The following is a 25,569-nucleotide window of genomic DNA, read 5'->3' as shown; positions in this document are numbered from 1 at the left end:
TTCTGATTTATTAACATTTTGCATGTCAGATGAATGTGGCACTGTGAACAGAAGCTGTCGTTCAACAGAGGATGATCTTTGATTTGTATAGGAACAGCTTTCATCCTTATTAAGGATGTGAGTACAAATGCAGTAGGAATAGCCCTCCCTTTTTACAGGGTGGGCTAGTTTGCAAGCTGTTCAGTTGAGCCGAACTTCAGATTGATGAGCAGATCCTCAAGGTAGAAGTGGTAATTGATATTGTTCCTTGAATCTTGAATAAGCTCTGAATGAAGTCCGGATCCGAATTGCTGTTGTAATAGAGGTAATGCTCGCAGACAGATTTTACGGAACTCTTTAGGTGTAAACTGTTTATGAATGTTCCGGTAAAATTGTAATGGTCTGCTGCTATCCGTGGAATCCTCTCCTATTCCCAGATATGCATAAGCGCCTGTTTGCTTTGTTATGGTTATGTATTCGAAGAAATGATCCGATTCCACCTCGTATTTAATGGTATTAACGATATCGTCACCACGCTCTGAGTCATATCGATGCAGAGCGAACAGTTCATGGATACGCTCTGAAACATGACGCAATAGTTTGATACTGCTTCGGTTTGTTAGTTTAAGCAGCCGCGAGAAAGGTAAGCCGTGATTTAGCTTTTCGAATTCGGATACTCCATTCAGCTTCAGCAGTTGACGGAGACGTGTTGCTTTCCTGGAAGAGGGAATCTTGGCAGCTGGTACAGAGCGATAATGTTTACCTGCCTCGTGCCGGACAATATAGGCCGGATTAATTGTACAGCGCAGCATTGTTCGACCGAAACTATCTTTTGAAATGGAGTAGGATTTGAGCAAGGAGCATTGATCAACGGGCTGCAGATCAAATAAACTTTTTAACAGTTTTTTGATTTGAGAGGGGCGATTTTTATGTGTAAGCGTGTATAACCAGCATCCAGGTTCGATTGTTTCTTTAAATTCTCTTTCTCCGCTATTACCATTCCGTGAAGTCACATAGAGAAACAGTTTCTGAGCCGCTACCTCCAAGTCTGTGAACTTTTTAGTGAAAACAACCGGATTAATGATAATAAACCGCTCTGTATCACGTTTAAAAGCAGAAAGTTTAAAGGATTGTAAAACGCCGTCTTGCGAGACTGTAATGATGCCGGTATCGATAAACTTTTGAAATTCAGCATAAAATTGTTCTTTCGAGCAGCTGTTCTCATATTCATCGTTCATTAATCGGTAAAGATTATGTATCGTGACGCCATTCAAGTGACCTTTCGTATTAAATCTCCGTCCGATTGTCATTAATAATCGAATGGATGTGTCCGTTATATGATTGGTTCTCAGGGGATGGCTGTTGCGTCGGAAAAGCTTAACGGTATCGGTTGCATATTTCTTCTCAAGAGCAAGAAATTCAGTTAGAACGGTGTAGTCGATTACCACAGGGTAGGTCGGACCATTGTTCTTGTTGTTGAGGGTTAAATAATTCAATGAAAATGGTGCTTGATTATTTTCCATTGCTGCTCGCAAAAAGTCCGACCTCCTTCCTGTTAATATCTCGACTTTAAAGGCTGAGAATGATATAATAATAGATGCACAACTATTTTTGACAAAATTAAAGCAGACCTCCTTATCTCGATTTTTTTCGAGTTAGAGGCTGTGTTAAGACAAACTTGCATTTTCAAGCTTGTCTCTAGGTTAATTAGTTGTAAATCGATGCAAGACCGATCAGCGGTTGCTTGCCGCTGGTTAAAACAAGTAGAGTTTTCTACTTATGAAGAACCTCCGTTGCCGCGGGGGTTTTTTCATTTGTAGTACGAATCGCTAAAGTTAACTAATTCTACTCTTTTTCGACAATATCATTCCTGTAAATAATGGTCAATCGTAAACGAGAGGGTGGTTTCTTCGTAAATCAGAGGTGGTTTCGTAAATCAAAACATGTTTGACTCGTAAGTTAGAGACGCATAATTTCGTAAATCAGAGGTGGTTTCGTAAATCGAAGACGCATTAGTTCGTAAGTCAGAGGTGGTTTTTCGTAAGTCAGAAGTGGTTTGGTAAATGAGAGACTGGTTGAACAGTAAGTTAGAGGTTGTTTGTTTCGTAAATCAGAGGTGGTATAGAAGGACGCAATAATTCATTATTTTTTACTAATAATTCACTTGGAAAGAATATAAAGTCGTAAGTCAGAGGTGGTTTCGTAAATCAGAGGTGGTTATAATCGTAAATCAATGGTGGTTTTGGCCTTCTAGCGGTTCGGTCAGGGAAAAATCAAAAAAAAACACAGAGACATATCATCTCTGTGCGTTATAAGTGGCCAAGTGATAAAGAAGCATGCTCCTCGACATCGATATCACGGACCCAATCGGAGGGCTCGAATAGGATTTTGGAATAGCTTCTTCCCTCTTTAATTATGGTGAAGTTTTTAATAAAGTCGAAGCTCTTTAATTCTTCGAGAGAACTCTTAACCAAGTTGTTCGCTTTGTAGCTCTCATAACTATGAAGATCCAAATGATTAACTAATTTACTATAATCAAGAATAGTTTCATTATCTTTAATCTTATTCGCAAGCAGCAGATATAAAGTCTTGGAGATTGGTGAGGCTAAATCATTGAATAAAGCCATGCTAATCTTTACAACGTTACCTACGATGAGGCTCTTATGCAAATAAGAGTTAAAAGCAATGGTAGCTTTGTTATTGACCCTGTCGATATCGGCATCTGTTATAGGATTATGAATTCTAGTTCGCGTCCGCTTACCGCTCTCAGGATCCAGATATTCTTCCATGATAATAGATGTTGTTGCGAGATTTTGAAGGCTCTTATGAATTTGCGTATATTCCCCGCCGTTAATGTCCGCGTATATGGTATGAAGCAGTTCACGGAATTCAAATGTGAATTGAGCTGATTTCCCCTTTACTTCCCAGAGCTTAAATAAACCGATTAATACTCTGCTATCATAGGGTACCAGTAAGTAGCCGTTCTCGTTCTGATAATAAAGTTTTCTGAATCCAGTCTTTTCCATTTTGATAATGCCCTTGTCTCGCATTTTCTCAAGCGTCTTCTCATTAGGTTGGGTGGAAGAGATGAATGGATGCTCGATCAAATTCCGATCAACCTGATGGGTGAATGTGCGTTGATACTCACGCTTCTTCTCAATTGACCGATCGACAATCGATATCTGTATTTCCAGAAAATCTCTTTCTTGCTCATAATCAGGATCAGGTGCTTTGTGTTCTTCCATGGCACGAAGGATTTTGACTTGGACTGCGTTTTTCTGTTCGGTTAGTTTAGCAGATATCCGGATTAATTCATTAATTCGTTTGTTGATCATGGGATGACATGCGGAATCGATAAATTGCTTCATTTCAGATTCAATGACGTAACTGTTCTGGTTGGAGTTAATTAGAGCTTGTTTGTTCTCGAGCAGTTTTACTGTCTTGTCTTCTAAGTACTTAATTATTGTTTTACTCATACCTTCCCCTCCCTCATCCTTCATCCTCTTCTTATTGTATTATTTAAGTACTATGAACACAATGAATCTATTTAAATATTGCTGAATCAACACGAATAAACCTGTATAGGAAGCATCGTTTATGTGGAAGTAGATAGATTGATCCGAATAAATTCGATTTTAAAGGTGTTGATTGATGAAGGAATTCTCAGGATGGAATGGTTTAAGAAACGGGTAGAGCCTTTAGTTAGCAAAAGAGCTTATAAAAGCATTGAATCGATTCTATTCGATTCAATGCTTTTTCTATTGATGCAATACGAACTTCTATTGCATCAATAGAAAAAGTAACGATTCCCACGATAAAATGGAATAATTCGCAAATTGACTTGTCATATTTATGGAATATAGGTTAATATTACTCTATTGAAGCAGTTATAGATTCGAATCGATTCAATAAATGAATGAAGGAGGGATTAAATATCTTTACCAGAGAGCAAATATTGAAATTGCTATTGGAGCGCTTAGGCTACGGTAAATGGGCGTTAGCTATCTTGAAGAAAGAGGATCGTCCCTTAAACAAGGAACTTCTTGGTGAACTGGTTAATCAATATTATCAGCAGCAAACAAACACAAAAGAAAAGCTGCTTGGTTCAAGGCATATGTTAGATGAGATGGCCGCTAGGTTAGAAGGTGCTGCTTTAGTAGATATAACGGTGCTCGGGCGGGCTCGATTATATAAGGTTTCTTCATTGGGAGAGGAACTAATTTCGTTTATTCAAACCAGTCAAAAGTGAAAATAAATCTCATAAAAACAATCATAGGATGGTGTGACAATGAAAAATGTATTAGTTCGTCAAGACCTTAGTTTAAGTTTGAAATTCGGGTTTCTTGGACTAGGAATGGGTGGATGTTCAATCGCATATGAATGTGCAACGATTAAAACTCAAATTACGAATAACCATAATCCCTATACAGCTCTCTTAATTAATACGAATGAAGTGGATCTTCGTAAATTTAGCGAGCATAGCAATGTTAGAAAAATTGGACTTCCTGGATACGAGAAAGGCGCGGGAAGAGATATAGCGATTGGGGAAGCAGCTTTCAAAGAGCATCGTGAGATGATTCAGAAAGAAGCAACTGAATTCTTCGTTGACCGGGATTTTATTTGGGTTATAGGCGGTCTTGGCGGCGGTACTGGAACCGGCAGTATACTTGAAGCGATCAGAATGCTTTATGCCAATGGATTCAAAGATAAATGCGGATTAATGATCACCCTCCCCCGTGATAATGAAGGGTCAACTGTTATCGAAAATGCACTTGATCGCTTAAAAATGTTAGCGGCTGCATTAAAGAATCTAGGCTGTATTTTAGTTGTAGATAACCAAAAACTATATAATGATTTTATTAAAAAACAACCACAGGCGAGCATTTCGGAGTATCTGGATTATAGTAACAAATACATAGCTTCAGCGCTGCATGAAATCAACGTTGTTACGTCAAGCTTTAATCCGATTGCCGGTTATCATTTCGATAGTTCTGAATTGCTTAAGACCCTGCAATCGCCGGGACTAATTTCTATAGGGAAATTAGAGTTTGCAAATGGCGCGATTGATACTGCAAACCAAGGAACATTCCTTCCGGATTTCAAGAAATCAATCGAAAACGGAACCTTGTCTGATGGCTATCAATTTGAGAAAGCTACTAGATTAGCCGTTAGTATGGTAGCTCATCCGAATACAGCTAAACGTATTTTCTCGATGTCTTTCATAAACTCTATCGAGTCTACAGTAGAGAGTTTGTCTCCTTTTGCAACTGAGAAGTCTATTGCTGTCTACGATGATCCAAAGGGTGAGGATATTTCCATTTATACGCTTGTTTCGGGCCTTGGATTACCTAAACGCGTGAATGATTTGGTGCTTAAAGCAAAAGAAACTCAGGATAAATCAGAGGATATTTTCGCACAGGAGGATTCAGCTATTTCTGCTTTAGCCGGGTTCTCACGAAAAAAAGTTGAAGCTGAAGTGAATACGGCTCAGGATCCATTCGCCAATACCGAGGTTGCAGCTGCGAAACTCGATATCAAAAACAAAGACGACTTTGATCCGTTTAGTATTCTTAATAAGTAATTAAGCAGCACTTCCCCCCTTCTTTTAGGTGTACAAAGCAAAAAGCCTTTTAAACCATTTTTCTTTGGTTTAAAAGGCTTTTGCTTTGGTAATGCAGACAGTTCCTTAATTGTAAGGCTTGATTGTTTGGGTCAAGTAGCTGAATTGGTTATCGAATGATTAATTATATCTTGCAAAAGAGTCAATACTCTTTATTAATTACAACTAAAAGCCTCTTTCTTCACCTCCTCCCCCCTATCTTCTTATCCGGGTTCGACCTCTTTAACTTGAATTAAAGATGCTTATTATGTAAAAAAGATCCAAATAAGCTGGAAACCTGTATAAAACCTACTTATTCAGCCTTATTCATCCGCTGAATAACTCACACTTATACGAAGAAGCCGGATTTCGATGGATAAGTTAGGATTATACGCACATATTCATCTCTAAATAAAACCGTGTATATCCGAATTAATACGATTATAGACAAACAGATTCGAATGGATGATGAATTAATTCAAGTGACAGGCTGCAATTCACTTTAATTCGCTTTATAATTAATACGAATCAACTCGTATAAAAGTGTATTAATACAGCTAAAACCGACTTATGGTGAATTAATGCAGATGATGGTCTATAATACGCATTAATTCACTTTAAGATTAGTCCGAATAAGTGCAGATTAAAGTGAATAAATTCAGCTAAAATCGACTTACGATGAATTGATTTGTGTTTGCACGGATTTGAGATTGAGGTGAATAAACCGGGATAAACGCTTTTTATTCAGGTGTGAATCCTGTAAAATAAGATTATATGATTGTTATGGTTTACTAATTGAAATTGAGGTGATATAAAGTGGCGGATGAAGGAAGAGTGTTTACGAGAGAAGAAGTTGAAGAAGCGAAAAAAGAAGAGATTCGGGAATTACTCATACAAGCATTTGATGGTCAGTCGGTACTTTATGAAATTTATAAAAAACGGGGCTGGTTGGAGCGTATTCTGACAGATAAGATTCTGTCCATGGATCCAGAAGCATTGTATATCTCAAGTCAAGTTGCTGAAATATGTGAAACTCAAGATTATGTCATTAAGAACAAACGAAGAGATCTCCTAGACTATATAAACCCTACAACGATGGGTGAGGGAAATAGTAAAATTTATAAGCATAATTACATATCTGTTTTTAAGATAAAGATGATCATAGGCTTAACTGGAGAAGGTTCGGAATATACACTGCCTCAACTGAAAGAGCTGATCTATGGCAATATAACTAAGCCTGCTGCTGCTTCTGACAATAAAGCAGGGGAGAGTAATAATGATTTGCTATTTCAAGTCATGAAGCAAATGGATCAATTCAAGGACTTCTACAAATTGATTCAAAGCGGTGATTTTTTTAAAGAAGTGGAAGATCGTGCTAAAGCTGCCGCTCAATCTGCTGCACAGACCTTAATGCTTGAATCTCGTAATGATGAAGAAGTGAAACTGCAAATTGATGATTTGTATCAAAAGATTAATGCTGCTGATACTTCAATTGCTGAGAAAGAGCTTCTACTTGAGAAATTCAGTGAATTAGAGCAAGGGAATCCGTCTCAAGCATTCACGATTAGAATGTACAAAAATGCAGCTGAAGATCGAGTTACGAAATTTAAACAAGACGAAAGAGAATTACATATCAGTAAAATAAAAGAGCGAATTCTTGAGTTGTTTGAAACCTTTGAGAATGCTGCAAGTGAAAATGAAAGAGAATCGATACGTGAACAGCTGCAGCAAATTAGCAAAGAGAACACGGATTTGCACTTTGAAATTCGCTATTGGTTGTCGACTACAGGAAAAGAGAAAAAGCGGAAGGGTTTCTTTGGCAGACTGTTTTCTAGTTAGATTCCGAGCGGAGCTTCTTTGTATTCATTCCATTTGTTAAGAGGTGATGTTAATGATACATGGGAACGTTATTGTTGCAGCCCAGATGTATCAGAAGGAAAGAGAAGTAGTGATTGTATTATATTGTGAGATGCCGGACGGAAAAAAAGGATTTAAGTATGTTGCTTCAGAATTTGAAGCTGGGGCAGCTTTCTGGCAGGCATTAGGGTTCGTTTTGAAGCCGATCTATCAGTTATATGCGAATACCAAGATGATATACGCGTTCTCAAAGCTGTTTTTAGAGCTCCCAGGCGGCAGTGCCCGTCAAGCTGTCACCCCATACTTACATTCATTTAGTCACATTGAACATCAGTCTAATGAAGATTATTTAGAAGAGCTGGATTTGGTCTACAAGGAAATTACAAATCAAACGCTTGTAAAGAATAAATTGTACAGTTTGAATATGCAGGCTTTTAAAGAAATGGCGTCAGTGCATCGCAAACAGCACAATCAGCACAATCAGCTTAAAGATCGAATCCAGCAGCTGGAATCGCCTGAAGTATACGAGAATATTGAGATGCCCCGGGAAGGTATCGTATTAGACTTGGAAACTACAGGATTTGCGGTAAAGTTCGCCAGAATAATTGAAATCAGTGCTCTTCGGTTCAGGGATGGTTTAGTTGTGGACAGCTACAATACGTTGATCAATCCTGGCATTCGTATTCCTAAAGCCGTTGCTGCGCTAACTGGAATCACTCAGGATAAAGTGAAAGATGCAAAGCAGGGATATGACGCGATCAAAGAACTGCTCTCATTTATGAAGAATAGTTCCGTAATGGTCGGCCATAATATTGGCTTTGATTATGCTATTTTGCAGGAGCATTGTAAGAAGTTTCGTCTCCCTATGTGGCAGGGGCGTATTCTGTGCACGCATAAACTAGCGAAAGCGTCACTATTGAACGTAAAGAGCTACAGCCTCGAAGATTTATGCGTCTATTTTGATATTCACAATGTACAGCCTCATCGAGCTTGGAGCGACACAGCTGCCAACTTTGCGTTAATGCAATCGCTGTACAAGGAATCTCTACTGCTGTAAGGGCCGGCAACCGACAATTAATCTTGTTCAAGTCGGTTAACAATCATCCTTATTAACTCTTGCTGGTTGCCTTTCCGGATCTCGGAGATAAAATCCAGGACTAGAATAGAAAGAAGCGCAGACAAATTCATTTTGAAACCAGGGCAGCTTACTGTTAGATCATGAAGAAACACCTCTCCGCGAAGAACTAAAGGCCGTTCCAGGGGAACTGGAATGAGAAACCATTTTGATTTTAAAGTATGAGAACATAATCCATCTTGGTTGTTAAAATATTTCCGGCGGCGGCTTACAAGCCGATTAGCCATTTCTACCGGTGAATATTGTTTGCGTATTTGGAGTAAGAAATCATCGTAAAGTAATTGAACAAATGGAGTAAATGTAAAGTAGTGTTGATACTCACCGCCAGAGAGAACATTGAGGTCATCAAGAAAAACCTCTGCTCTCAGCAGGTCGATTCCTCGTGTTCGAACCATAACTGAAATGGATTTTTTATTCAGACGCTGAAATAGTCCAGGAGCCGATTCAGTCATTTTGATGAGCTTTTGGCGGATAAGGCTCTGATTGAATTTGGATACCACGCAGAATAACCTCCCCTTTAAAAATATAATTCATGAGCAGGCGGTGACAGGCGCAGCGGATGGAGCAGTTCCATTGCAGCGCTAATTCCTCAATTTGCTTAAAAACCATACCCGTAGGCTTTACATGCATATATTGCTTGCTGTCTTTATAGACAAGTGGCGGATACCATTCCGGATAAAGACGAAGTTGGTTAAGAGCCAAAATGAGCAATTTTGTATTTGAAATCGTCTCATTGCGACCAGTCACTCCCATTTCGATCGCACGCCGGCGAAGCTCCTGACGCTCGCTTGGTGTTACCGGAAACTTAATATCCTTCAGCTTATCTGAACGTTCCCGTCTAGCAGGTTTAATTAGTTTCCCCGCTGCTTCTATTACCTTCTGATTGGTATCCGGAGCTGCTTTCATAGGAACGGAATGGGTGTGGAATATCCCATTCAGTTGAGGCCGCTCTCCCCGATCCTGATTCATGCCGATTACCCTCCCTTAGCTCTAGGGTCATAATTCCAAAATGCTAATGTTCCATAATTCCTATAGTAAGCTTATGGGAGTGAAAGGGACATTAGAACAAGCAGACAAGAGGTTTATTTTCATAGAATCAGGCAATTCTAATAGAGAGGACTAATAGGGAGGGAGAGCTGCTTTAGATGTCAAAACTGACCAAGGATGATGTAATACGGCTTGGAGAATTGATGCGGAAAAGATTACAAAAAAGAGAACTCGAAACGAATATCAGCAAACCCCGAAGACGCCAAAAGACCTTCACAAAACGAAGTTAAACAGGCAGCTGCTGAGGAGTGAGTTCTAAATTAATGGAGATATGATCATGTGGAAATTAATATTGCCGCAGTTATTGAATCAACTAATGATTCAATAACTGAATCGATTAATGAATCAATAACTGCGGCAATAATTCATCTTTTGGAAGACACTGCGTGCGCCAGGGGATAAGCTCGTATGTAAAGGTAATTACAGGTGAGGCAGCACTGCTTCGGAAAGGCTTGATGCTAAGTCAATCGTATGTGGTGGTCAACTTGTTAAGCCGCACAGCGGGACTTTTTGTGCAAAAGGGGAATCCGCACAAGCTGGAATCCTGGGCCGATCTAGATAAGAAAGGCATCCGGATCGTCAAATGGGAAAAGGGTTCCGGTGCTCGGGTATTGCTGGACGAACAATTAAGGCTTCACAACATTCTGCCTTCGAACATATCGGGACACGAAGACGAGGAAAACAACCATATAGCTGTCGCCGGACAAGTCGCCTCTGGAGAGTCGGACGTTGGCGTGGGCATTGAAAAAGTAGCACATATCGTGAGTGGTGTTGATTTTATTCCGCTGATCCAAGAACAATACGATCTTGCCGGATAGGTGAAATTGTTTATGAGAGCTAATAAATACGCCCTTCATCACCTTGAATTCGTACAGGTGAGAAGGGCGTTTTATTTAATGCTCCGTGAAGCAGTTTTTCAAAAGCAGCATAATGAAGGACAGAAGGAGCATTGATCCTGCTCGCGTTTTAGACTTAAGGCAGTTTAAATCCATATTTTTTGAAGACAGAGCTTGCTTCTTTAGACTGTAAAAAGGTAAAGAAGGCATTGGCCTCGACACTATGCTTCGATTCTTTGACGATGCCGGCCGGATAAACGATCGGCGTATGTACGCCGGGAATGATTTTGATAGCAATTTTTACTTTTTTCGATGTGAGTGCATCGGTTTTATAGACAAACCCTGCATCCACATTGCCTGTCTCCACATAAGTCAACACCTGCCGTACATCCTTCGCATATACCAGTTTACTTTGCAATTGGTCCCAAACTTTGCGGGTAATTAAGGTTTCTTTAGCGTATTGCCCTGCAGGTACCGACTCGGGCTGCCCAATCGCGATTTTTTTGATGCTTTTGTCATTCAGCTCTCTTACAGTAGTAAATGTCCGTTTCGAATCGGAAGGAACAATCATCACAAGTTCGTTATTTAGAATGGTTTTGCTATTGGAAATCAATCCCTGCTTCACTAATGCATCCATCTGCTTCTTACCGGCAGAGAAGAACAGATCGCTTGGGGCGCCTTGTTCGATTTGCTTTTGGAGTGTGCCTGATGATCCATAGTTGAATGTCAAATTAATGTTCGGATGTTCTTTTTCAAATACCTTTTCAATCTCGTTCAAGCTGTCCTTCAGACTCGCCGCAGCGGATACCAAAATTTCGGTTTGGGCTTTGGCTGCAACAGCCGGTTGCAGTGGCGCGGCCAGTACGGCAAGCATTAAAAGCAGGCTTAATACCGAAGACAATTTTTTCAACAAAAACTCCTCCATTTTCTCTTCTAAGATTTAATGCTGCTTATCGTAACATAAGGAAATGACGTTTTATCATTTAGAGGCACGGGTTGATCGTTCTAATAAACATCACGTGCGTATCGTTGGATTGCACCATCTCCTTCACGTAAGCGTCTGAATCAGCGTCGCTCATTCCACTGTGCTGCTGGATGATCTTCTTTAGTGTGGCATCCACCTCTTTGGCCATGTTGCTGGCATCGCCGCAGATATAGAAGTGGGCGCCTTCCTGAAGCCACGCCCACAGCTCCGCGCTATGTTCCAGCATACGGTGTTGGACATAAATTTTCTCGGACTGATCACGAGAGAAGGCGGTATCCAATCGGTGCAGATGACCATTCTGCTGCATGGCTTCCAATTCCTCTTTGAAGCCCGCTGCTCGCCGAAAATGAGCCAATTCTTCCCTTTCGCTCCGATTGCCTGCCGCTCTTGAAGGAAGCCGCGAAACGGTCCAATACCGGTGCCGGGTCCGACCATAATCATCGGAATATCCGGATTGGCTGGCGGACGGAAATGTGCGGCCTTCTGGATAAAGATCGGAACTTCGGTATCAATCTGAACTCGATCGGCGAGGAAAGCTGAGCAAACGCCTTTTCTTGTTCTCCCGTTGAACGGGTAACGCACGGTGGAAACCGTGATATGAACTTCGTCCGGATTCGCTTTGGAGCTGGAGGAAATGGAATATAATCTGTGCTGCAAAGGCTTAAGCATGCCGATAAATTCATCCGCGCTTACCGACACGGGAAACTCTTGCAGTTGATCGACCAGCTGCCGGCCCCGCAGCCATTTCTTCAACTCAGCTTTGTTCTCGTCTTTCATCAGGCGCCCCAGCCATTCGCTGTTGGAGCGTTCCTGAACGAACTGAAGATTGGCAGGCGTAATTCGGGTAATATCGAAATACCGAAGCAGTGCAGCAACGAGCGGAATTTCTTGACCTTTGAGCTTCACCGGCGTGGACGGATTCAGTTTAACGGCTTCAAGGATTTCATCGACAAGCTCCGGACAGTTAGTCGGCAAGACGCCCAGCGCATCACCGACCTCATAGTGCAGTCCCGTGTTCTTCAGGTCGAACACATAATGGCGCGTTTCCTTCTCGGAGCCGTCTTTACTCAAGCGACGGTTTGAAGACATTCTTGTGTACAGAGGATGATTGCGGTCGTAAGTTCGATTGGCTAAAGTCTCCTTCGTCGCTGCCAATTCTTCAGCATATTTCGATACTGAGACAGTTGACGATGGAAGCGCCGTACCTTGCGTTTTGTTCTCCCCGGCTATTGCTTTTTCATTTGCCGGTTTGGTTTGGCTTCTCTTCGTTTAGAGCTTTTTGAACGGCAGGCATCCATGCATCAACTTGCTCTTGAAAGTCCGTATCGCAATCGACGCGATTCATAAGCCGCTGCGCCCCAAGCTGCTCCAGGCGCGTATCAAGATTACGCCCGAATCCGCAAAACAGATCGTAGTTGGTATCGCCGAATGCCAGAACGGCATAGCGAAGCTCAGATAAACGGGGGACGCTTTCTGCTTGCAGCGACTGCCAGAAGGTTTCTCCGTTATCCGGAGGATCGCCAGCTCCGAATGTGCTCGCCACAAGCAGCATATTGCGTTCCGATGGCAGGTCTGTCATGGAATAGGCATCCATGCTGATAAGACGGATTTCATGACCGGCGGCTTGCAGCTGTTTGGCGCACTCGTTTGCAGCACCTTCGGCATTTCCGGTTTGCGACGCCCAAAGGATAGTGACCCGCGATTTTTTAGCTGAATCCTCCGGAACGGCCGGTGCGGGGGGCTCCAACGTCGCTATCGTAGACGATGCCGCCGGTATCGTCGCGGAATTTTGTGTCCGGAAGATAAGTGCGGGAGAACATTCCTGCCAGCATGCCATCAAGCAAAAAGCGTTTGGATGGTTCGATAGGCGCTGCTGGAGGAAGAACAGGGATACCGGAAGCCGTTCTCGAATCGTCGGTTCGCAGGCTCATCATGAATCCTGCAACATACAATTTTTCATGACCGTCCAGCGTCAAGCTGGAGGCTGAATCAATGCCAAGCATACTTGCGAGTGTATCCACTTTAGCCATATATACTTCCTCCCTTATCGGTTCCATTTCGCTTGTATCTATGTGGACCAGGGTGCCGCCATCAGACGAAAGGGTTCCTTCATCGTCAAGATTGACTTGCACGCGGACCAGCGAAACGGCGCAAAATTTAAACTCAGGCTGAAACGAGATCGGATCGATCGCATCGTTGGTTACGTCGTTGATGGCAAGGTTTTCTCCGAAAACATCGTTCCAGTGAAACGGCGCAAAACAATTGCCTGGCCGTACCCTGTCGGTGACGACCGCCGGCAGGACGGACCGGCCGCGTCGGGACCGGATTTCTACGGGATCCTTATCGCTTATACCGAACGTGGCCGCGTCTTCGGGATGTATCTCGATAAAAGGACCGGGGTTGAGCGTCGGAATCTTCCCGGTTTTTGTCATCGTATGCCATTGATGCTGCAACCGGCCTGTGTTCAGCACAAAGGGGAATTCACTGTCCGGCATCTCGGCAGGCGGTAAGGAGGGACGAGCCAGAAAGATGCCTTTTCCGCTTCCGGTCGGGAAAACAATGCGCGGACGGCTTCCGTCCGCATCTTCTTTCAGCGTTTGGCTCACGCCGTCATTCACCGGCGGAGCTTTCGTAAGAAAAAGCGGCGGTATAACCCATTTCGCAAGCAACCCGGGCGATGATCATCCAATCCGGCAGCGCTTCTCCGGGTGGCTCGACCGCTTTCTGCATCAAGGTCAGATTGCGTTCGGAATTGATCATAACCCCCTCGGCCTCCGACCATAAAGCGCCGGGAAACATAACATCCGCGTATCGGTTTGTCTCGGTTTCGAAGAAGGCATCCTGTGTGATAACAAGCTCGGCGGCCTGCAGGCCTGCAATAACGTTTTTTCGATTAGCAACGGTGGCGACGGGGTTCGTGCAAATTATCCAGCACGCCTTGATGTCCCCAGCCTGCATGCTTTGGAACATGGACACGGTGCCAGTGCCAACTTCGGTCTGCAGTGCATCACGGGGGATATTCCACATATCTTCGATAAAATGACGCTCGGCTTCGACAAGAACGGAACGTTGTCCGGGTAAGCCGGGTCCCATATAACCCATCTCCCGGCCGCCCATTGCATTCGGTTGTCCGGTGAGAGAAAAGGGCCCGCTGCCGGGGTGGCATATTTTGCCGGTAGCCAAATGCAGGTTGCAGATAGCGTTCGTATGCCAGGTGCCGTTCGTGCTTTGATTCAGTCCCATGGTCCAGCAACTCATCCATTCGGGAGACTCGCCGATCCATTGAGCCGCTTGGCGGATATCTTCTTCGGGTATCCCTGTAATTTGGGACACCTTATCGGGCGGATAATCCTCCAAAAAGCTTGGCATATCGTCCCAACCGGAGGTAAATTCACTGATAAAAGCTGGATCGGTGTGACCGTTTTTGACGATTAAATGCAGCAGGCCGTTGAGCAGGGCAAGATCTGTGCCGGGTTTGATCTGCATAAAAAGCGTCGCCTTGTCAGCGGTCGCGTTTCGGCGCGGATCAACGACTATCAGTTTGGCACCCGCTTTTACCCGGTCCATGACCCGCAGGAACAGAATCGGATGGCAGTCGGCCATATTGGCTCCGATGACGAAGAAGAGGTTCGTTTGATCCATATCTTGATAAGAACCCGGCGGTCCATCGGCTCCGAGTGAAAGCTTGTAGCCGCTGCCGGCACTCGCCATACATAAGCGCGAGTTGGACTCGATGTTATTGGTTCGGACGAAGCCTTTTGCGAGTTTATTAATGAGGTACTGGGCTTCCAGAGACATCTGACCCGAAACATAGAAGGACAAGGCGTCGGGACCGTGCTCGTCGAGGATGGCGCGCAGCTTTTTTGCCGTATCGATTATTGCTTCGTCGATCCCGATTTTTATCGGCTCGACGCCTCGATTCGGACGTTTATAGGCATATTCCATGCGTCCCGATTCGGCAATCGCTTGAGCACAAGTATTTCCTTTTGTGCATAGTCTGCCGAAATTGGTGGGGTGCTCTTTGTCGCCCGTGACTTTGACAACACGGTTGTCGGACACTTCAAGCACAATTCCGCAACCAACACCGCAATAGGGACAGACGCTTTTCACTTTTTTTGTAGTCATGATCCTTCACCTGTGAGACGTGCATGGCACGTGTGGATTGGTAGAAAAACGATAGAAGTTATATCAAACATCACTAATTATAACTGGATATGTCTAAATATATATCGCACTACGAGTGAAGTCAATGGTTGATGTTAAGTTATATGACATTAATTATGGAGTGTTATGAGGTTAAATTATTGTAGAATCACTTTGTGTGATCGAACATGACGCAAATTCGATATGTTATGTCGATTGCATCAGGCTAAATTGGAGACTATTGTGTGTTTCGAGCTTGAACCCGCAGCGGTCTAAATTTATGTCATATAATATGACATCGGTTTATTGAAAAAAGTCGTTGAACGATATATATTAATTATAATCAGATATGTTTTAACATAATTAGTTTTTCGAGGTGGAAGGGTGGAAGCATCCGACCTTTGATGAATGGAGAACAAAGTGAGGATGAGTAGAATGCGGATTCAATGCGTACAGCATGTTCATTTCGAAACCCCTGCTTGGAAGAACGGGGAACAGTCCATCATGCTTCTGGAAGATTTTTTGAACCGGCTCGAACATACCAGCAGACAAGAAAGTAAAATTATTTCTTTTTCCATTTCTGAGGATACTGTACACTGAAAGTACAGTTTTCATGAAAGCCGGGTGTTTATAGATGGAACGATTACCTAAAAATGTGTACGAGCAGCTGGCTCTATTCCGATATCGCATTCGTAAATTTATTCGATTCAGTGAAGAGGCTGCCAGAAGAAAAGGACTTACTCCTCAATACCATCAGCTCATGTTATCCATTATGGGGTTCCCTGATCGGGAGTACGCTACGCCAAAAGAGCTAGCCGAACGACTACAAATCACCCCCCACGCTTGTGTGGAGCTTATACAGCGCTGTGAAGAACTGGGTTTAGTACAACGATTCCCAAACCCTGGAGATAAACGTAGTATTTTCATTGGACTAACAGATGAAGGAATGGGGATTCTCGAGGAGTTATCTGAAAGTCACAGAGATGAGTTAACAAGAGCGGGCTTGCTTGAATTTGATTCGGACAAACCTCATTCGGAATAGAATATCAAGCTTAAAATGAATATCTGAATAACAGAGGACACTTTTAATAGTGATTGGTCAATAAGAAAAGGAGGTCGATAGCCCTTTCATAAAGCTCATGTAATCCACGCACATGGACCGCTGTCTCTTCAGAGGCAGCGGTTATTTTGATTTTGCAGATTACCATTATTTCTCAGATTCAATTGTGTATATTCAGGTTTATATTATGGAATCAAACCGTAAAGCACGCTTTAATATGCTTTGCTACATTATGGAATTGAAGATGGGAGGCAGCGAATATGGCAAAACATACGATTTTATCGGTGATTCTGATGATAGTAATCATCATGACCGGTTGCTCTCCACATTCAACTACCGAAAAAAAGACAACGCTTACAATTTGGTACTGGAATCGTGGACTCGATGACAAGCTAATTGAGGCCGCGCGAACCAAGTTCCCTAATGTGCAGATCGTTGCTCAGAAAGTGGGCGGTGACTTTAAATCCAAGCTCAAGACTACGCTTGCTGCCGGTTCCGGAGGGCCCGACATTATTGCCTTCAATGACTGGGTAACGGAGATGTTCCCGAATGCCGACCGGTTCTATGACCTATACAAACTCGGGGCCCGCGACATCGAGAAGGATTATCTGGATTGGAAATGGAAGCTCGGCGTGACACCGCAGGGACGCATGGTCGCCCTGCCGATCGATACGGGTCCTACCGCTTTGTACTATCGGGCCGACTTGTTCAAGCAGGCGGGACTGCCGTCCGATCCTGCGGAGGTTCACAAGCTGATGGGAACCTGGGACGAATATTTTGCAGCAGGTAAGAAGCTTCAGGACGCTCTCGGAGGCGGTGTCAAGCTGACGGACAATATCGGCAGTATCTATACGCAGGTGAACGCTCAGAGTGAGAACATCTACTTCTCTAAGGACAATGCCTTCATTGGGGAGGATCCCTCCTCTTCCATGAGGAAAGCCTGGGATCTTGCCGTAAAGGCTTCTGGTATGGGGCTGCTTGCAGATGCAAACGGCGGAACGCCGGAGTGGAGCGCCGCCATGAATACCGGAAAGATCGCATCGTTCGTAGGTGCCGTTTGGAACAAGGAAGTTCTTCAGCAAGCCGCTCCTGATACGGCCGGTAAGTGGCGTGTAGCAAGGGCGCCGGGAGGAGATGGGAATAATGGAGGATCTTTCCTGGCTATTATGGGTACAAGCAAACATCCGAATGAGGCGTTCCAGATCATTAAATGGATTCAGAATCCGGAGAACCAGATCAAGAGCTTTGCCGATGTCAATCTGTTTCCTTCTGCAAAGGTAGCACTTGAAGCTCCGGTGATGCGTCAGAAGGAGGCGTTCTTCGGCGGCCAGGCGACTGGCGAGGTTTTCACGGAATCGGCGTTGAATGTGAAGCCGGCGTACTTCGGACCTAGATACGTTAATATTAACGGCATTGTGAACCGTCAACTGCAATCCGTGTCTTCTCAAGGCAAGGATCCGGGCAAAGCGTGGCACGATGCATTGCAAAGAATAAACAAAGAACTGCTCCGTTAGATAGCGTTCCCAAAAAGAGCAAGAATGAATGAACGAGGAGGTTGAACCTATGGAACGCAAAACAGGATTGGCTGTTGAAATTTGGAAGCATCGCAAAGCTTACGCAGCTATCTCGCCTTTTTACATTCTTTTTGCTATTTTCGGACTGTTCCCCATCGCTTTCTCCATGTATTTATCCTTTCAGCAATGGGATGGCATTGGCGACATGACATTCAACGGATTGAACAATTACCGGTTCATGCTCAGCGATCCCGAGTTCTGGCATTCGGTGGGCAATACCCTGCTCATTTGGATCTATTCGACGATTCCGATGCTCTTCTTGGCGCTCGTTTTAGCTTTTCTGCTGAATGCATCGTTCGTAAAATGTCGGACATTCTTCCGAATCGGCTTTTTTTTGCCAAACGTAACATCGCTCGTTGCTGTCGCCATCGTATTCAGCACGTTGTTCTCCAGCAATTACGGCTTGTTGAACTATATTCTCAACCTAGTTGGGCTGAATTCCATAGAATTTCTGCAGAAGACGTGGGGGATTCAATTTGCCATCTCCCTGATGATCGTCTGGCGCTGGGTCGGTTATAACGCAATCATTTATCTTGCCGGCCTTCAGAGTATTCCAACCGTGTTGTATGAAGCTGCGCGAATGGATGGGGCAACGGGCTTGCAGTCATTCTTCCGGATCACAGTTCCGATTCTGAGGCCGATTATACTGTTCACCGTCATCACATCCACGATCGGCGGTATGCAGATTTTTACGGAACCGCAAGTTCTCGTTGGTAACGACGGCGGACCCGGAGGCGGTGGACTTACCATCGTACTGTACCTGTACCGGGAAGCCTTCATCAACAACTACTTCGGATACGGCGCAGCGGTCGGATGGGGGATGTTCGTTCTGATCGCGCTATTCTCGATGGTGAATTGGAGATTGGTCAAAGGGAATCCGGATTCGAAGTAACCAGGAGAGGAGAGAATTCTATGGCTACGAGCAAATGGAAATCGGCTATACTGCATACGGTCTTGATTGTGGGGTTCTTGCTATCCATCTTCCCCTTCTATTGGCTCATGGTCATGGCCACCCGAACAACGGGAGAAATTTACAGCTATCCGCCTAAACTGTGGTTTGGCACGCAGCTCTTCCACAATATCGAGCGAGTGATCTCCACAATCGATTTCTTCGGCGCCTTCGCCAATTCGCTGTTTGTGGCGGTTACCGTAACGCTGCTAGTACTATTCTTCGACTCGCTGGCGGGCGTTACATTTGCTAAATATGACTTTCCGGGGAAAAAGTGGCTGTTCATCCTGCTTCTAGCTACGATGATGGCGCCGGCGCAGCTCTCGTTAGTTCCTTCCTTCGTTATTATGGCGAAATTCGGCTGGGTAGGGACGTTCAAGGCATTGATCATCCCGGGCATGGTAAATGCCTTCGGTATCTTCTGGATCCGCCAGTATGCGGAAGAGTCCATTCCGCCCGAATTGATGGAGGCTGGTCGAATCGACGGGTGCGGGTTTTTCCGCATCTATTGGAATATTATGCTTCCAATACTGCGGCCGGCGTTATCCTTTCTCGGCGCTTTCACGTTCATAGGGGTTTGGAACGATTATCTTTGGCCGTTGATTATTCTGAATAACGAACAAAAGTTTACGCTGCAGGTCGCCTTATCGTCACTGAACGGTATTTATGTGACGGATTACTCCATGGTCATCGCGGGTACACTGCTGGCAGTCTTACCGCTTATTATCTTATTTTTATTTATCAGCAGACAGTTTATATCGGATATCGCAGCCGGGGCAGTCAAGAGCTGAGTCGGCACAAACCCGATCCTTATAGAAAAGCAGCTGAACCCGAAGGTTCACACATCCAGGCTTACTATTGGCAAACTGCCCAAGGCATAGATCCGAGCCCAGTTGTATCAAGGATACGGCATCAATTAAAATCTGTGAGCCATGGTAAGAAGCTCCGCTGGAGCTTGTATCGCCAACTCAAAGATATGGAAGTCGTCTAACCTATGTATTTTGTCCAGCTATAACACATCTATGAAGGGGCTGTCCCAATTAGTAATTAAGGTCACCTCTTACAAGGGAAATTCGTTGTTTTAAATGAAAAGCGGTTGAACAGGGTATTATACCTGCTCAACCAATTTTTGTTTTTGTCCACTACCGCTTTTTTCAGTAAATTGCGGGCAAGGGAAAGCCATCTGACCTCAAGACTAGTGGCGAAGCAGGCGGAAACAGTCTGAAGAAGCGTTAGCGTTCGCCTTTGTACCCTGAATTTCACCGATAAAGTACTCCAAGTTCAAAAATTCAGAGGTACAACAGCGATCGGAAGACGTTTCCGCATGAGTAGCCATCTTTTTCACCTGAATTAAAACCAGACGGGGCCATCCTTAAAGCCATTGTTAAGGCTTTTGGGACAGCCCCTTCGTATTTTTTTACATACTGCTGACTTCAGCGCCCGTTCGCCCGCTATATCCATGAGAATGCGGATGGCTGCCATTGATTGTCGTATAACCTTCAAAAAAATGATAGTGTCCACCACCGGGAAGGGCAATAGCTGGGCCAGTTGTTCCTTGTATGAGATGGGTATGACCTTGACTTCGGAAAGTAACGGTATTATATCCATGCACATGAGGTACACCGGTAGGGGCAGGAGCAGTCCAGCTCACATATTCATGAGAATGTCCATCATTTATGGAAGTTACACCGGACATTGAATGAATATGAACTTGGCGAGGATTGTCATTCCAAGACGTTATATAGAGCTTGTGTGAATGATGAGTATCATCCTCACCAGAATCCAGCACGAACCCGGTAACAGGGATTTTCATGTAGAGCTCCCTTCAAAATTCAAGTAAATTACAGGATAATGTATGGTTCAGGATATATGTGGGGGAACGGCTTTAGCCCATTGAGTGTGGCAGAACGGCTTCCGGCTGAAATTTGTTTTTTGGCATAGTTGATCTTAAGAACTCTTTTGAAGCTTAAAAAAGCATACAAAATGCTAAAGAAGCTGCATTCATAGGCAGGGAAAGGCATGATAAATCTGTATTTTGCAGCAACCGAGTGGCCCTTTAACGGTTATCAATGGAAGGATAAAAATGGCGTTACAAAAGGAATCCTTCGAATTCTTAAAAATGATTATCAAATCAACTCCGTCCGGCTTCGGGTTTGTGTTAATCCGAACATGAGCGATTACGGAAACGGTTTATGAATGCCGAAAAGGCTGGCCAACTGGCTAAACGTGCGAAGGATCAGGGGATGAGTGTGATGCTGACCCTCCACTATTGAGTGATGAGGCCGCTCCATAGATGTATTGAAATGCTGATATTTACACGTCATACAAAGCGCAGGCCCCGTTCATTTTGGGCGGGACCTGCGCAATTTTCGGCGATTTTTTCTATCATATGAAATTCATGCTTAGCAAAAAGAAAAACTGATAGTTTTGAGAATTACGTAATGCAACACTAGTGATTAACTTAACTCGGGGATTCCCGGAAGAGCGATCGGTCACTATCTTACCAATCACTCCATCATCAGGGGAAACGGTGAAATCAGCAGCGAAGGATTTCCGGAAGTATTGGGAATGATCAATATTTTGGTTCCGCAAACATGGTATCGCCCGTTTCAGATTCAAATGTTCGGCTCTTATTACGACGATCGATATCAATCAAAACCGAGAATAAAGGAAGCACACGTTGAGGGGCTGCCAAAAGTCATAAAGGCTTAAGGGCAGTCCCTTCATTGTATTGAAAATATTATGAAATCGCTTTTTGAGCTAGGCTCATTTCCACACACATGAGAATAAAGGCGCCAGCGCCATGCAAATCATTCTCGCTGGTAGGCCTCGCGATATAGTGAGCGTAGTCACCGATCCCTGTGCCGATACAGATTTGGCCGATGATTACATTGCCGTTCTCATCAAGCTTCAGCGTATCAATGACCCCCTGATAGCCCTTCCAGGCATATTGCAGATACTTGCTGTCCAGATAGCCTAATCGCACTGCTTTGGCAATGGCATGTACGTACAAGGCCGTGCAGGAATTTTCCAGCCAATTATCCGGCCGGTCTGCTTTGTCGACAACCTGATACCATAAGCCGGTAGCGGCATCTTGGTATTTCGTCAGGGCGATGAGCAGGTCCTGAAGGATACCTGTCAGCGTTGCTTTATCCGTATGGTCCTCGGGAAGGTATTCGAACATTTCCAGCAAGGCGACAGGGTACCAACCGATCGCGCGTCCCCAAAACTCCGGTGCCAAGCCTGTAACGGGGTCAGCCCAAGCAGCTGCTTTGGTTTCGTCCCACCCGTGGTACAGCAAGCCGGTGTTAGGGTCCTTGGTATGCTTCACCATCAAGATTGCTTGGAAAGTCATCATGTCAAAATATTCGCTTTCGCCGAATGTCTTGCCGAACTGGATGGCAATCGGCCCAGCCATATATAACCCGTCCAGCCACATTTGATTCGGGTAATGTCCCTTATGCCAGAACCCGCCCGATGGGTTGGTTCTCCATGATTTTAATAAGGGTACAAGCGTGTGCAAGGCTTTTTTATACCGCACATCGCCCGTTTGCTCAAACAGGTTAAAGAGAAGCACACCAGGCTGAATATCATCCAGTTCATCCGGTTTGTATTTTTTGATGCTGCCATCTGCGAGAACCTGGCTGTCCACCCACCGTTTGATATAATCATAGTATTTATTCTTCTTGGTTTCCCGCCAGTATTTCTCCATACCCGACAGAAAAACTCCCTGATGATAGTGGAACCGGTCCGGAGGAAGCAATTCCGGCTCAAACTTGGACATTAACGCCTCGCAGGCCTTCTCAGCCCATTGAATGGGGGAGAGTGCCTCTTGTAATTTGCTCTTGGTTTTGGACTCTGAAGAATTCACCCTTGTTAACTCCTCCTTCTTGTACTAACCCTATCTTAGCAGAGGAATATGTACATTTTTTGCGAGAATGCCATTTTTCTTCTTATATCTTGCAGTAAATGAGCAGTGACGTATAATAAATGGCAAATCGAATGAGAGGGGGAGCACAAGTTGGGAGATTTTCAATTCGATAACCGTGAAGGGACCTTCTCGGTATCCTACCGAAAAGCGTTAAGTCACCATATGCCGATCAGTCATTTTCACAGTACGTACGAAATTTTCTATTTAATGTCCGGCAAACGGGAATTTTTTATTAAGGACAGGACGATGGTCATCAACGAAGGGGATGTCATCATCATATCGCCGAATATACTGCATCGGACAACCAATACGGAAATGCCCAAGCATGAGCGGCTTATCGTTAATATTCATGACAACTATATGGCCTCGGTGAATGATTCCTATCGGGACATTTTGCAGCCCCTGTTTGAGAATGAGTACATCATCGTAAAATGTCTCCTGCAAGACAGGCTTTCTATCGAGGCGCTTGCACAGAGTATCATGCAGGAGATGCAGGAGAAAAAGCCCGGCTTCGAGATGTATGCGCAGACTTTGGTGCTGCAGCTGCTCATAATATGCTGCCGGCATGTCAATCAAAACAGCATGGAGCCGCTGGAATCTCCAAGCCCGATGCATGAAAGAATCTCCGAGGTTGTCCGTTATATGAATAACCATTATATGCATGAGCTGTCGCTGCAACTGCTGGCTGAGAAATTTTTCGTCAGTCCCTACTATTTAAGCCGTTTTTTTAAAGAAGCGACGGGCTTTACGTTCGTGGAATATTTGAACAGCGTCAGGATCAAGGAAGCGAAGAAGCTTCTGGAGCTGTCCTCCATGAAAGTCAGTCTGATTGCCAAAAAGGTCGGCTTCGGCAGTGTTACGCATTTTGGCAGAGTGTTCAAGTCAGTTACCGGACATGCGCCGTTATATTACAGAAAGGACAAGTAAGGATGCGTCCCATATTAGTAGGAATGTGGATGAAATGGGGCAAACCCGGTCCTTCATGGAGCGTATATGGCGAGCAGCTTTCCATTCACAGATGTGGTGTTTTTGTCATTTTTTTTGCCTTTCACCTGCAATCGCGATGTGTTGAAGAAGAGCGGCCTTTTCTATTGGTCCCTAGTGATTACCGTTATCAGTTTAATGATTGTCATCATTTGTTCCATTATGGCCATGGGGCCGACAACCGGAACTGCCAGATATTCCGTTTTCCAGCTTGCCCGTTTGATTAATGTCCGGGAGATTTTCGAGAGGGTGGATATGTTATCCGGCATCGGTTTAATCATCGGTTCATATATGAAAGCAACGATTATTCTTTACGTTCTTGTGTTAGGGGTGTCGCAATTATTGAATCTGCGTGACTATCGAAATATTGTTTTTCCGATTACGTTTATTACGTTCCTGCTCTCCAGCACGATGTATCAGAGTCCAGTGAATTCATGTTTTCCGTGTCCGCGGTTCGGCCGTTAATGAGTTTTACTTTCACTATTGTTCCACTGATCCTCATTACAGCAGTGACATGGTTTAAACGGATGAACGCCAAGACAGGGTAGTGACCATGCATAACGCTTCTTCTGTAAAGGGATAATAAGGAAACATATGATCTAAGGGAAGTGTTGATAATGTCGGATCAATCCCTCAATTCCTCACAAAATCCTCATTTCGACACCCTGGTGGCTGATAAAAAAGTGAACTACTTTAAAGAAACGCTTCGGGATCTGACAATTAACGAGGGCGTGAAACCGGATGAGGTCAAACCCGAGGATATCATTCAATTTTTTACACAGCATGGTGTGTCTTCAAAGTCTGCAGAAGTTCGGGAATATTCAAATGCCGGTCAGCTGGACGAAGCATTACAGCAGGGGCAGATGAAACGGGGGATGGTCTGGGCCGCGAGATGGATGATTGTTTTCTCCAACACTAAAGACCGGATAATACCGCCTCGATTCTATGGGACCGGTATTTTTTTATTTGCAGCTATATCGAAATGCCGGTTCATGCGCATTCTGCTGACTGGAAGGGAGAATGAATTTTGACATAATGTACAACATTGCTCTCATAAATTTGAATATTACGCCCCACTCGCTACGGAGCGTTGATTAACCCGTATAGAGTCTTACATAAAGGACGGTGTACGATGTACTCCAATGAGCCTCTGAAAGTAGTCAATGTGACGAATTCCCTCGTTAAAGCGACAGCTGGTAAATATTTTCTGGGAGAATCAGAATTTATTGATGTTGGCCGTACAAATCTGGCGTGGGCTGCACTCATTAATCCTTATTATTCAGGAGTTAATATATATTGTGATATTTTTGTATCAAGCAATATGTCTGCAGATAATCTGCTGGCCAAGATATGGTTTTGTCCAACCCTTCCGCCCCCTGGAAAACAATCCCTCAAAATCTCTCTTCCAAGGCGAACAAAGGAAGGGGCTGTCCCAAAAGTAGGTTACTCACTTGATGGACGGTTCGCCTGATAAAAAAACGTGTCAAATC

Annotated in this window: 22 protein-coding genes and 4 pseudogenes; 14 read left to right on the top strand and 12 right to left on the bottom strand. The window is 44.2% G+C overall.

Features of this window, described 5'->3' with window-relative positions; translation table 11 throughout:
* Nucleotides 1–164: 164 nt before the first annotated feature.
* Nucleotides 165–1,514, bottom strand: a complete 1,350-nt coding sequence (locus ACFPYJ_RS18265; RefSeq protein WP_379189611.1) for a hypothetical protein — start codon at nucleotides 1,512–1,514, stop codon at nucleotides 165–167.
* 774 nt (nucleotides 1,515–2,288) lie between these two features.
* Nucleotides 2,289–3,479: a RepB family plasmid replication initiator protein gene (locus tag ACFPYJ_RS18260; RefSeq protein ID WP_379189610.1), complete on the bottom strand. Its 1,191-nt coding sequence runs from the start codon at nucleotides 3,477–3,479 to the stop codon at nucleotides 2,289–2,291.
* Nucleotides 3,480–3,934: 455 nt separating this feature from the next.
* Here ACFPYJ_RS18260 and ACFPYJ_RS18255 point away from each other — a divergent pair, with 455 nt between their 5' ends.
* The 4 genes from ACFPYJ_RS18255 (at nucleotide 3,935) to ACFPYJ_RS18240 (ending at nucleotide 8,492) form a co-directional block, all read left to right on the top strand.
* Nucleotides 3,935–4,228, top strand: a complete 294-nt coding sequence (locus tag ACFPYJ_RS18255; RefSeq protein WP_379189609.1) for a hypothetical protein — start codon at nucleotides 3,935–3,937, stop codon at nucleotides 4,226–4,228.
* Between the two features lie 39 nt (nucleotides 4,229–4,267).
* Nucleotides 4,268–5,560: an FtsZ/tubulin family protein gene (locus ACFPYJ_RS18250; RefSeq protein WP_379189607.1), complete on the top strand. Its 1,293-nt coding sequence runs from the start codon at nucleotides 4,268–4,270 to the stop codon at nucleotides 5,558–5,560.
* 834 nt (nucleotides 5,561–6,394) lie between these two features.
* Nucleotides 6,395–7,417, top strand: coding sequence for a hypothetical protein (locus ACFPYJ_RS18245; RefSeq protein WP_379189606.1), 1,023 nt, complete (start codon nucleotides 6,395–6,397; stop codon nucleotides 7,415–7,417).
* Between the two features lie 52 nt (nucleotides 7,418–7,469).
* Nucleotides 7,470–8,492 (top strand): 3'-5' exonuclease, encoded by a 1,023-nt coding sequence (locus tag ACFPYJ_RS18240; RefSeq protein ID WP_379189605.1) that lies wholly within the window; start codon nucleotides 7,470–7,472, stop codon nucleotides 8,490–8,492.
* Between the two features lie 17 nt (nucleotides 8,493–8,509).
* On the opposite strand, the gene ACFPYJ_RS18235 is transcribed toward ACFPYJ_RS18240, so the two are convergent.
* Both ACFPYJ_RS18235 and ACFPYJ_RS18230 read right to left on the bottom strand, forming a co-directional pair.
* Nucleotides 8,510–9,070 carry a hypothetical protein gene (locus tag ACFPYJ_RS18235; RefSeq protein WP_379189604.1) on the bottom strand — a complete coding sequence of 187 codons (561 nt, stop codon included), beginning with the start codon at nucleotides 9,068–9,070 and terminating at the stop codon, nucleotides 8,510–8,512.
* Nucleotides 9,015–9,539: a hypothetical protein gene (locus ACFPYJ_RS18230; protein ID WP_379189603.1), complete on the bottom strand. Its 525-nt coding sequence runs from the start codon at nucleotides 9,537–9,539 to the stop codon at nucleotides 9,015–9,017. The genes ACFPYJ_RS18235 and ACFPYJ_RS18230 overlap by 56 nt, the downstream gene beginning before the upstream one ends.
* A gap of 500 nt (nucleotides 9,540–10,039) precedes the next feature.
* Between ACFPYJ_RS18230 and ACFPYJ_RS18225 the strand changes: the two are divergent.
* Nucleotides 10,040–10,426, top strand: a pseudogene (locus ACFPYJ_RS18225) (substrate-binding domain-containing protein); the annotation flags it as partial.
* 163 nt (nucleotides 10,427–10,589) lie between these two features.
* Here ACFPYJ_RS18225 and modA read toward each other — a convergent pair.
* The 6 genes and pseudogenes from modA to ACFPYJ_RS18195 form a co-directional block, all read right to left on the bottom strand.
* Entirely contained in the window at nucleotides 10,590–11,378 is a 789-nt protein-coding gene (gene modA, locus ACFPYJ_RS18220; protein WP_379189602.1) for a molybdate ABC transporter substrate-binding protein, read from the bottom strand.
* 58 nt (nucleotides 11,379–11,436) lie between these two features.
* A complete protein-coding gene (locus ACFPYJ_RS18215) occupies nucleotides 11,437–11,745 on the bottom strand; it encodes a hypothetical protein (RefSeq protein WP_379189601.1) in 309 nt (102 codons plus the stop codon).
* 71 nt (nucleotides 11,746–11,816) lie between these two features.
* Nucleotides 11,817–12,527: pseudogene (locus tag ACFPYJ_RS18210) on the bottom strand (flavodoxin domain-containing protein); the annotation flags it as partial.
* A 148-nt stretch (nucleotides 12,528–12,675) separates the two neighbouring features.
* Nucleotides 12,676–13,185 (bottom strand): flavodoxin domain-containing protein, encoded by a 510-nt coding sequence (locus ACFPYJ_RS18205; RefSeq protein ID WP_379189600.1) that lies wholly within the window; start codon nucleotides 13,183–13,185, stop codon nucleotides 12,676–12,678.
* Nucleotides 13,145–14,044 carry a molybdopterin oxidoreductase family protein gene (locus tag ACFPYJ_RS18200; protein ID WP_379189599.1) on the bottom strand — a complete coding sequence of 300 codons (900 nt, stop codon included), beginning with the start codon at nucleotides 14,042–14,044 and terminating at the stop codon, nucleotides 13,145–13,147. The genes ACFPYJ_RS18205 and ACFPYJ_RS18200 overlap by 41 nt, the downstream gene beginning before the upstream one ends.
* A gap of 4 nt (nucleotides 14,045–14,048) precedes the next feature.
* The gene (locus ACFPYJ_RS18195) at nucleotides 14,049–15,563 is read right to left on the bottom strand and encodes a molybdopterin-dependent oxidoreductase (protein ID WP_379189598.1); all 1,515 of its coding nucleotides are present in this window, start codon (nucleotides 15,561–15,563) and stop codon (nucleotides 14,049–14,051) included.
* Nucleotides 15,564–16,215: 652 nt separating this feature from the next.
* On the opposite strand from ACFPYJ_RS18195, the gene ACFPYJ_RS18190 reads away from it, so the two are divergent.
* The 4 genes from ACFPYJ_RS18190 (at nucleotide 16,216) to ACFPYJ_RS18175 (ending at nucleotide 19,955) form a co-directional block, all read left to right on the top strand.
* Nucleotides 16,216–16,623 carry a MarR family winged helix-turn-helix transcriptional regulator gene (locus tag ACFPYJ_RS18190; protein ID WP_379189597.1) on the top strand — a complete coding sequence of 136 codons (408 nt, stop codon included), beginning with the start codon at nucleotides 16,216–16,218 and terminating at the stop codon, nucleotides 16,621–16,623.
* A gap of 278 nt (nucleotides 16,624–16,901) precedes the next feature.
* A complete protein-coding gene (locus ACFPYJ_RS18185; protein ID WP_379189596.1) occupies nucleotides 16,902–18,155 on the top strand; it encodes an ABC transporter substrate-binding protein in 1,254 nt (417 codons plus the stop codon).
* A gap of 49 nt (nucleotides 18,156–18,204) precedes the next feature.
* Entirely contained in the window at nucleotides 18,205–19,107 is a 903-nt protein-coding gene (locus ACFPYJ_RS18180; RefSeq protein WP_379189595.1) for a carbohydrate ABC transporter permease, read from the top strand.
* 20 nt (nucleotides 19,108–19,127) lie between these two features.
* Complete coding sequence (locus tag ACFPYJ_RS18175) at nucleotides 19,128–19,955, top strand: carbohydrate ABC transporter permease (RefSeq protein WP_379189594.1); 828 nt, start codon at nucleotides 19,128–19,130, stop codon at nucleotides 19,953–19,955.
* 626 nt (nucleotides 19,956–20,581) lie between these two features.
* Here the strand turns inward: ACFPYJ_RS18175 and ACFPYJ_RS18170 are convergent.
* Nucleotides 20,582–20,977 (bottom strand): YmaF family protein, encoded by a 396-nt coding sequence (locus tag ACFPYJ_RS18170; RefSeq protein ID WP_379189593.1) that lies wholly within the window; start codon nucleotides 20,975–20,977, stop codon nucleotides 20,582–20,584.
* 248 nt (nucleotides 20,978–21,225) lie between these two features.
* On the opposite strand from ACFPYJ_RS18170, the pseudogene ACFPYJ_RS18165 reads away from it, so the two are divergent.
* A pseudogene (locus ACFPYJ_RS18165) lies at nucleotides 21,226–21,434 on the top strand (glycosyl hydrolase 53 family protein); the annotation flags it as partial.
* 470 nt (nucleotides 21,435–21,904) lie between these two features.
* On the opposite strand, the gene ACFPYJ_RS18160 reads toward ACFPYJ_RS18165, so the two are convergent.
* Nucleotides 21,905–23,035, bottom strand: a complete 1,131-nt coding sequence (locus tag ACFPYJ_RS18160; protein ID WP_379189592.1) for a glycoside hydrolase family 88/105 protein — start codon at nucleotides 23,033–23,035, stop codon at nucleotides 21,905–21,907.
* Nucleotides 23,036–23,185: 150 nt separating this feature from the next.
* Between ACFPYJ_RS18160 and ACFPYJ_RS18155 the strand changes: the two genes are divergently transcribed.
* The 4 genes and pseudogenes from ACFPYJ_RS18155 (at nucleotide 23,186) to ACFPYJ_RS18140 (ending at nucleotide 25,550) form a co-directional block, all read left to right on the top strand.
* A complete protein-coding gene (locus tag ACFPYJ_RS18155) occupies nucleotides 23,186–24,022 on the top strand; it encodes a helix-turn-helix domain-containing protein (protein ID WP_379189590.1) in 837 nt (278 codons plus the stop codon).
* 45 nt (nucleotides 24,023–24,067) lie between these two features.
* Nucleotides 24,068–24,544: pseudogene (locus ACFPYJ_RS18150) on the top strand (GerAB/ArcD/ProY family transporter); the annotation flags it as partial.
* A 152-nt stretch (nucleotides 24,545–24,696) separates the two neighbouring features.
* Complete coding sequence (locus ACFPYJ_RS18145) at nucleotides 24,697–25,110, top strand: hypothetical protein (protein ID WP_379189589.1); 414 nt, start codon at nucleotides 24,697–24,699, stop codon at nucleotides 25,108–25,110.
* 101 nt (nucleotides 25,111–25,211) lie between these two features.
* Entirely contained in the window at nucleotides 25,212–25,550 is a 339-nt protein-coding gene (locus tag ACFPYJ_RS18140) for a DUF6143 family protein (protein WP_379189588.1), read from the top strand.
* Nucleotides 25,551–25,569 lie beyond the last annotated feature (19 nt).

The sequence above is a fragment of the Paenibacillus solisilvae genome (assembly GCF_042656405.1).
GTDB lineage: Bacteria > Bacillota > Bacilli > Paenibacillales > Paenibacillaceae > Paenibacillus_Z > Paenibacillus_Z solisilvae.
The sequence above is the reverse complement of the archived record's forward strand: the minus strand, read 5'-3'. Positions and strand labels throughout refer to the sequence as shown.

Excerpts from the sequence above, each read along its gene's own strand:
- ACFPYJ_RS18260 (WP_379189610.1), bottom strand. The coding sequence starts at position 3,479 with ATGAAGGATGAGGGAGGGGAAGGTATGAGTAAAACAATAATTAAGTAC.
- ACFPYJ_RS18250 (WP_379189607.1), top strand. The coding sequence starts at position 4,268 with ATGAAAAATGTATTAGTTCGTCAAGACCTTAGTTTAAGTTTGAAATTC.
- ACFPYJ_RS18240 (WP_379189605.1), top strand. The coding sequence starts at position 7,470 with ATGATACATGGGAACGTTATTGTTGCAGCCCAGATGTATCAGAAGGAA.
- ACFPYJ_RS18230 (WP_379189603.1), bottom strand. The coding sequence starts at position 9,539 with ATGAATCAGGATCGGGGAGAGCGGCCTCAACTGAATGGGATATTCCAC.
- modA (WP_379189602.1), bottom strand. The coding sequence starts at position 11,378 with ATGGAGGAGTTTTTGTTGAAAAAATTGTCTTCGGTATTAAGCCTGCTT.
- ACFPYJ_RS18215 (WP_379189601.1), bottom strand. The coding sequence starts at position 11,745 with ATGCAGCAGAATGGTCATCTGCACCGATTGGATACCGCCTTCTCTCGT.
- ACFPYJ_RS18195 (WP_379189598.1), bottom strand. The coding sequence starts at position 15,563 with ATGACTACAAAAAAAGTGAAAAGCGTCTGTCCCTATTGCGGTGTTGGT.
- ACFPYJ_RS18190 (WP_379189597.1), top strand. The coding sequence starts at position 16,216 with ATGGAACGATTACCTAAAAATGTGTACGAGCAGCTGGCTCTATTCCGA.
- ACFPYJ_RS18185 (WP_379189596.1), top strand. The coding sequence starts at position 16,902 with ATGGCAAAACATACGATTTTATCGGTGATTCTGATGATAGTAATCATC.
- ACFPYJ_RS18180 (WP_379189595.1), top strand. The coding sequence starts at position 18,205 with ATGGAACGCAAAACAGGATTGGCTGTTGAAATTTGGAAGCATCGCAAA.
- ACFPYJ_RS18175 (WP_379189594.1), top strand. The coding sequence starts at position 19,128 with ATGGCTACGAGCAAATGGAAATCGGCTATACTGCATACGGTCTTGATT.
- ACFPYJ_RS18170 (WP_379189593.1), bottom strand. The coding sequence starts at position 20,977 with ATGAAAATCCCTGTTACCGGGTTCGTGCTGGATTCTGGTGAGGATGAT.
- ACFPYJ_RS18145 (WP_379189589.1), top strand. The coding sequence starts at position 24,697 with ATGTCGGATCAATCCCTCAATTCCTCACAAAATCCTCATTTCGACACC.
- ACFPYJ_RS18140 (WP_379189588.1), top strand. The coding sequence starts at position 25,212 with ATGTACTCCAATGAGCCTCTGAAAGTAGTCAATGTGACGAATTCCCTC.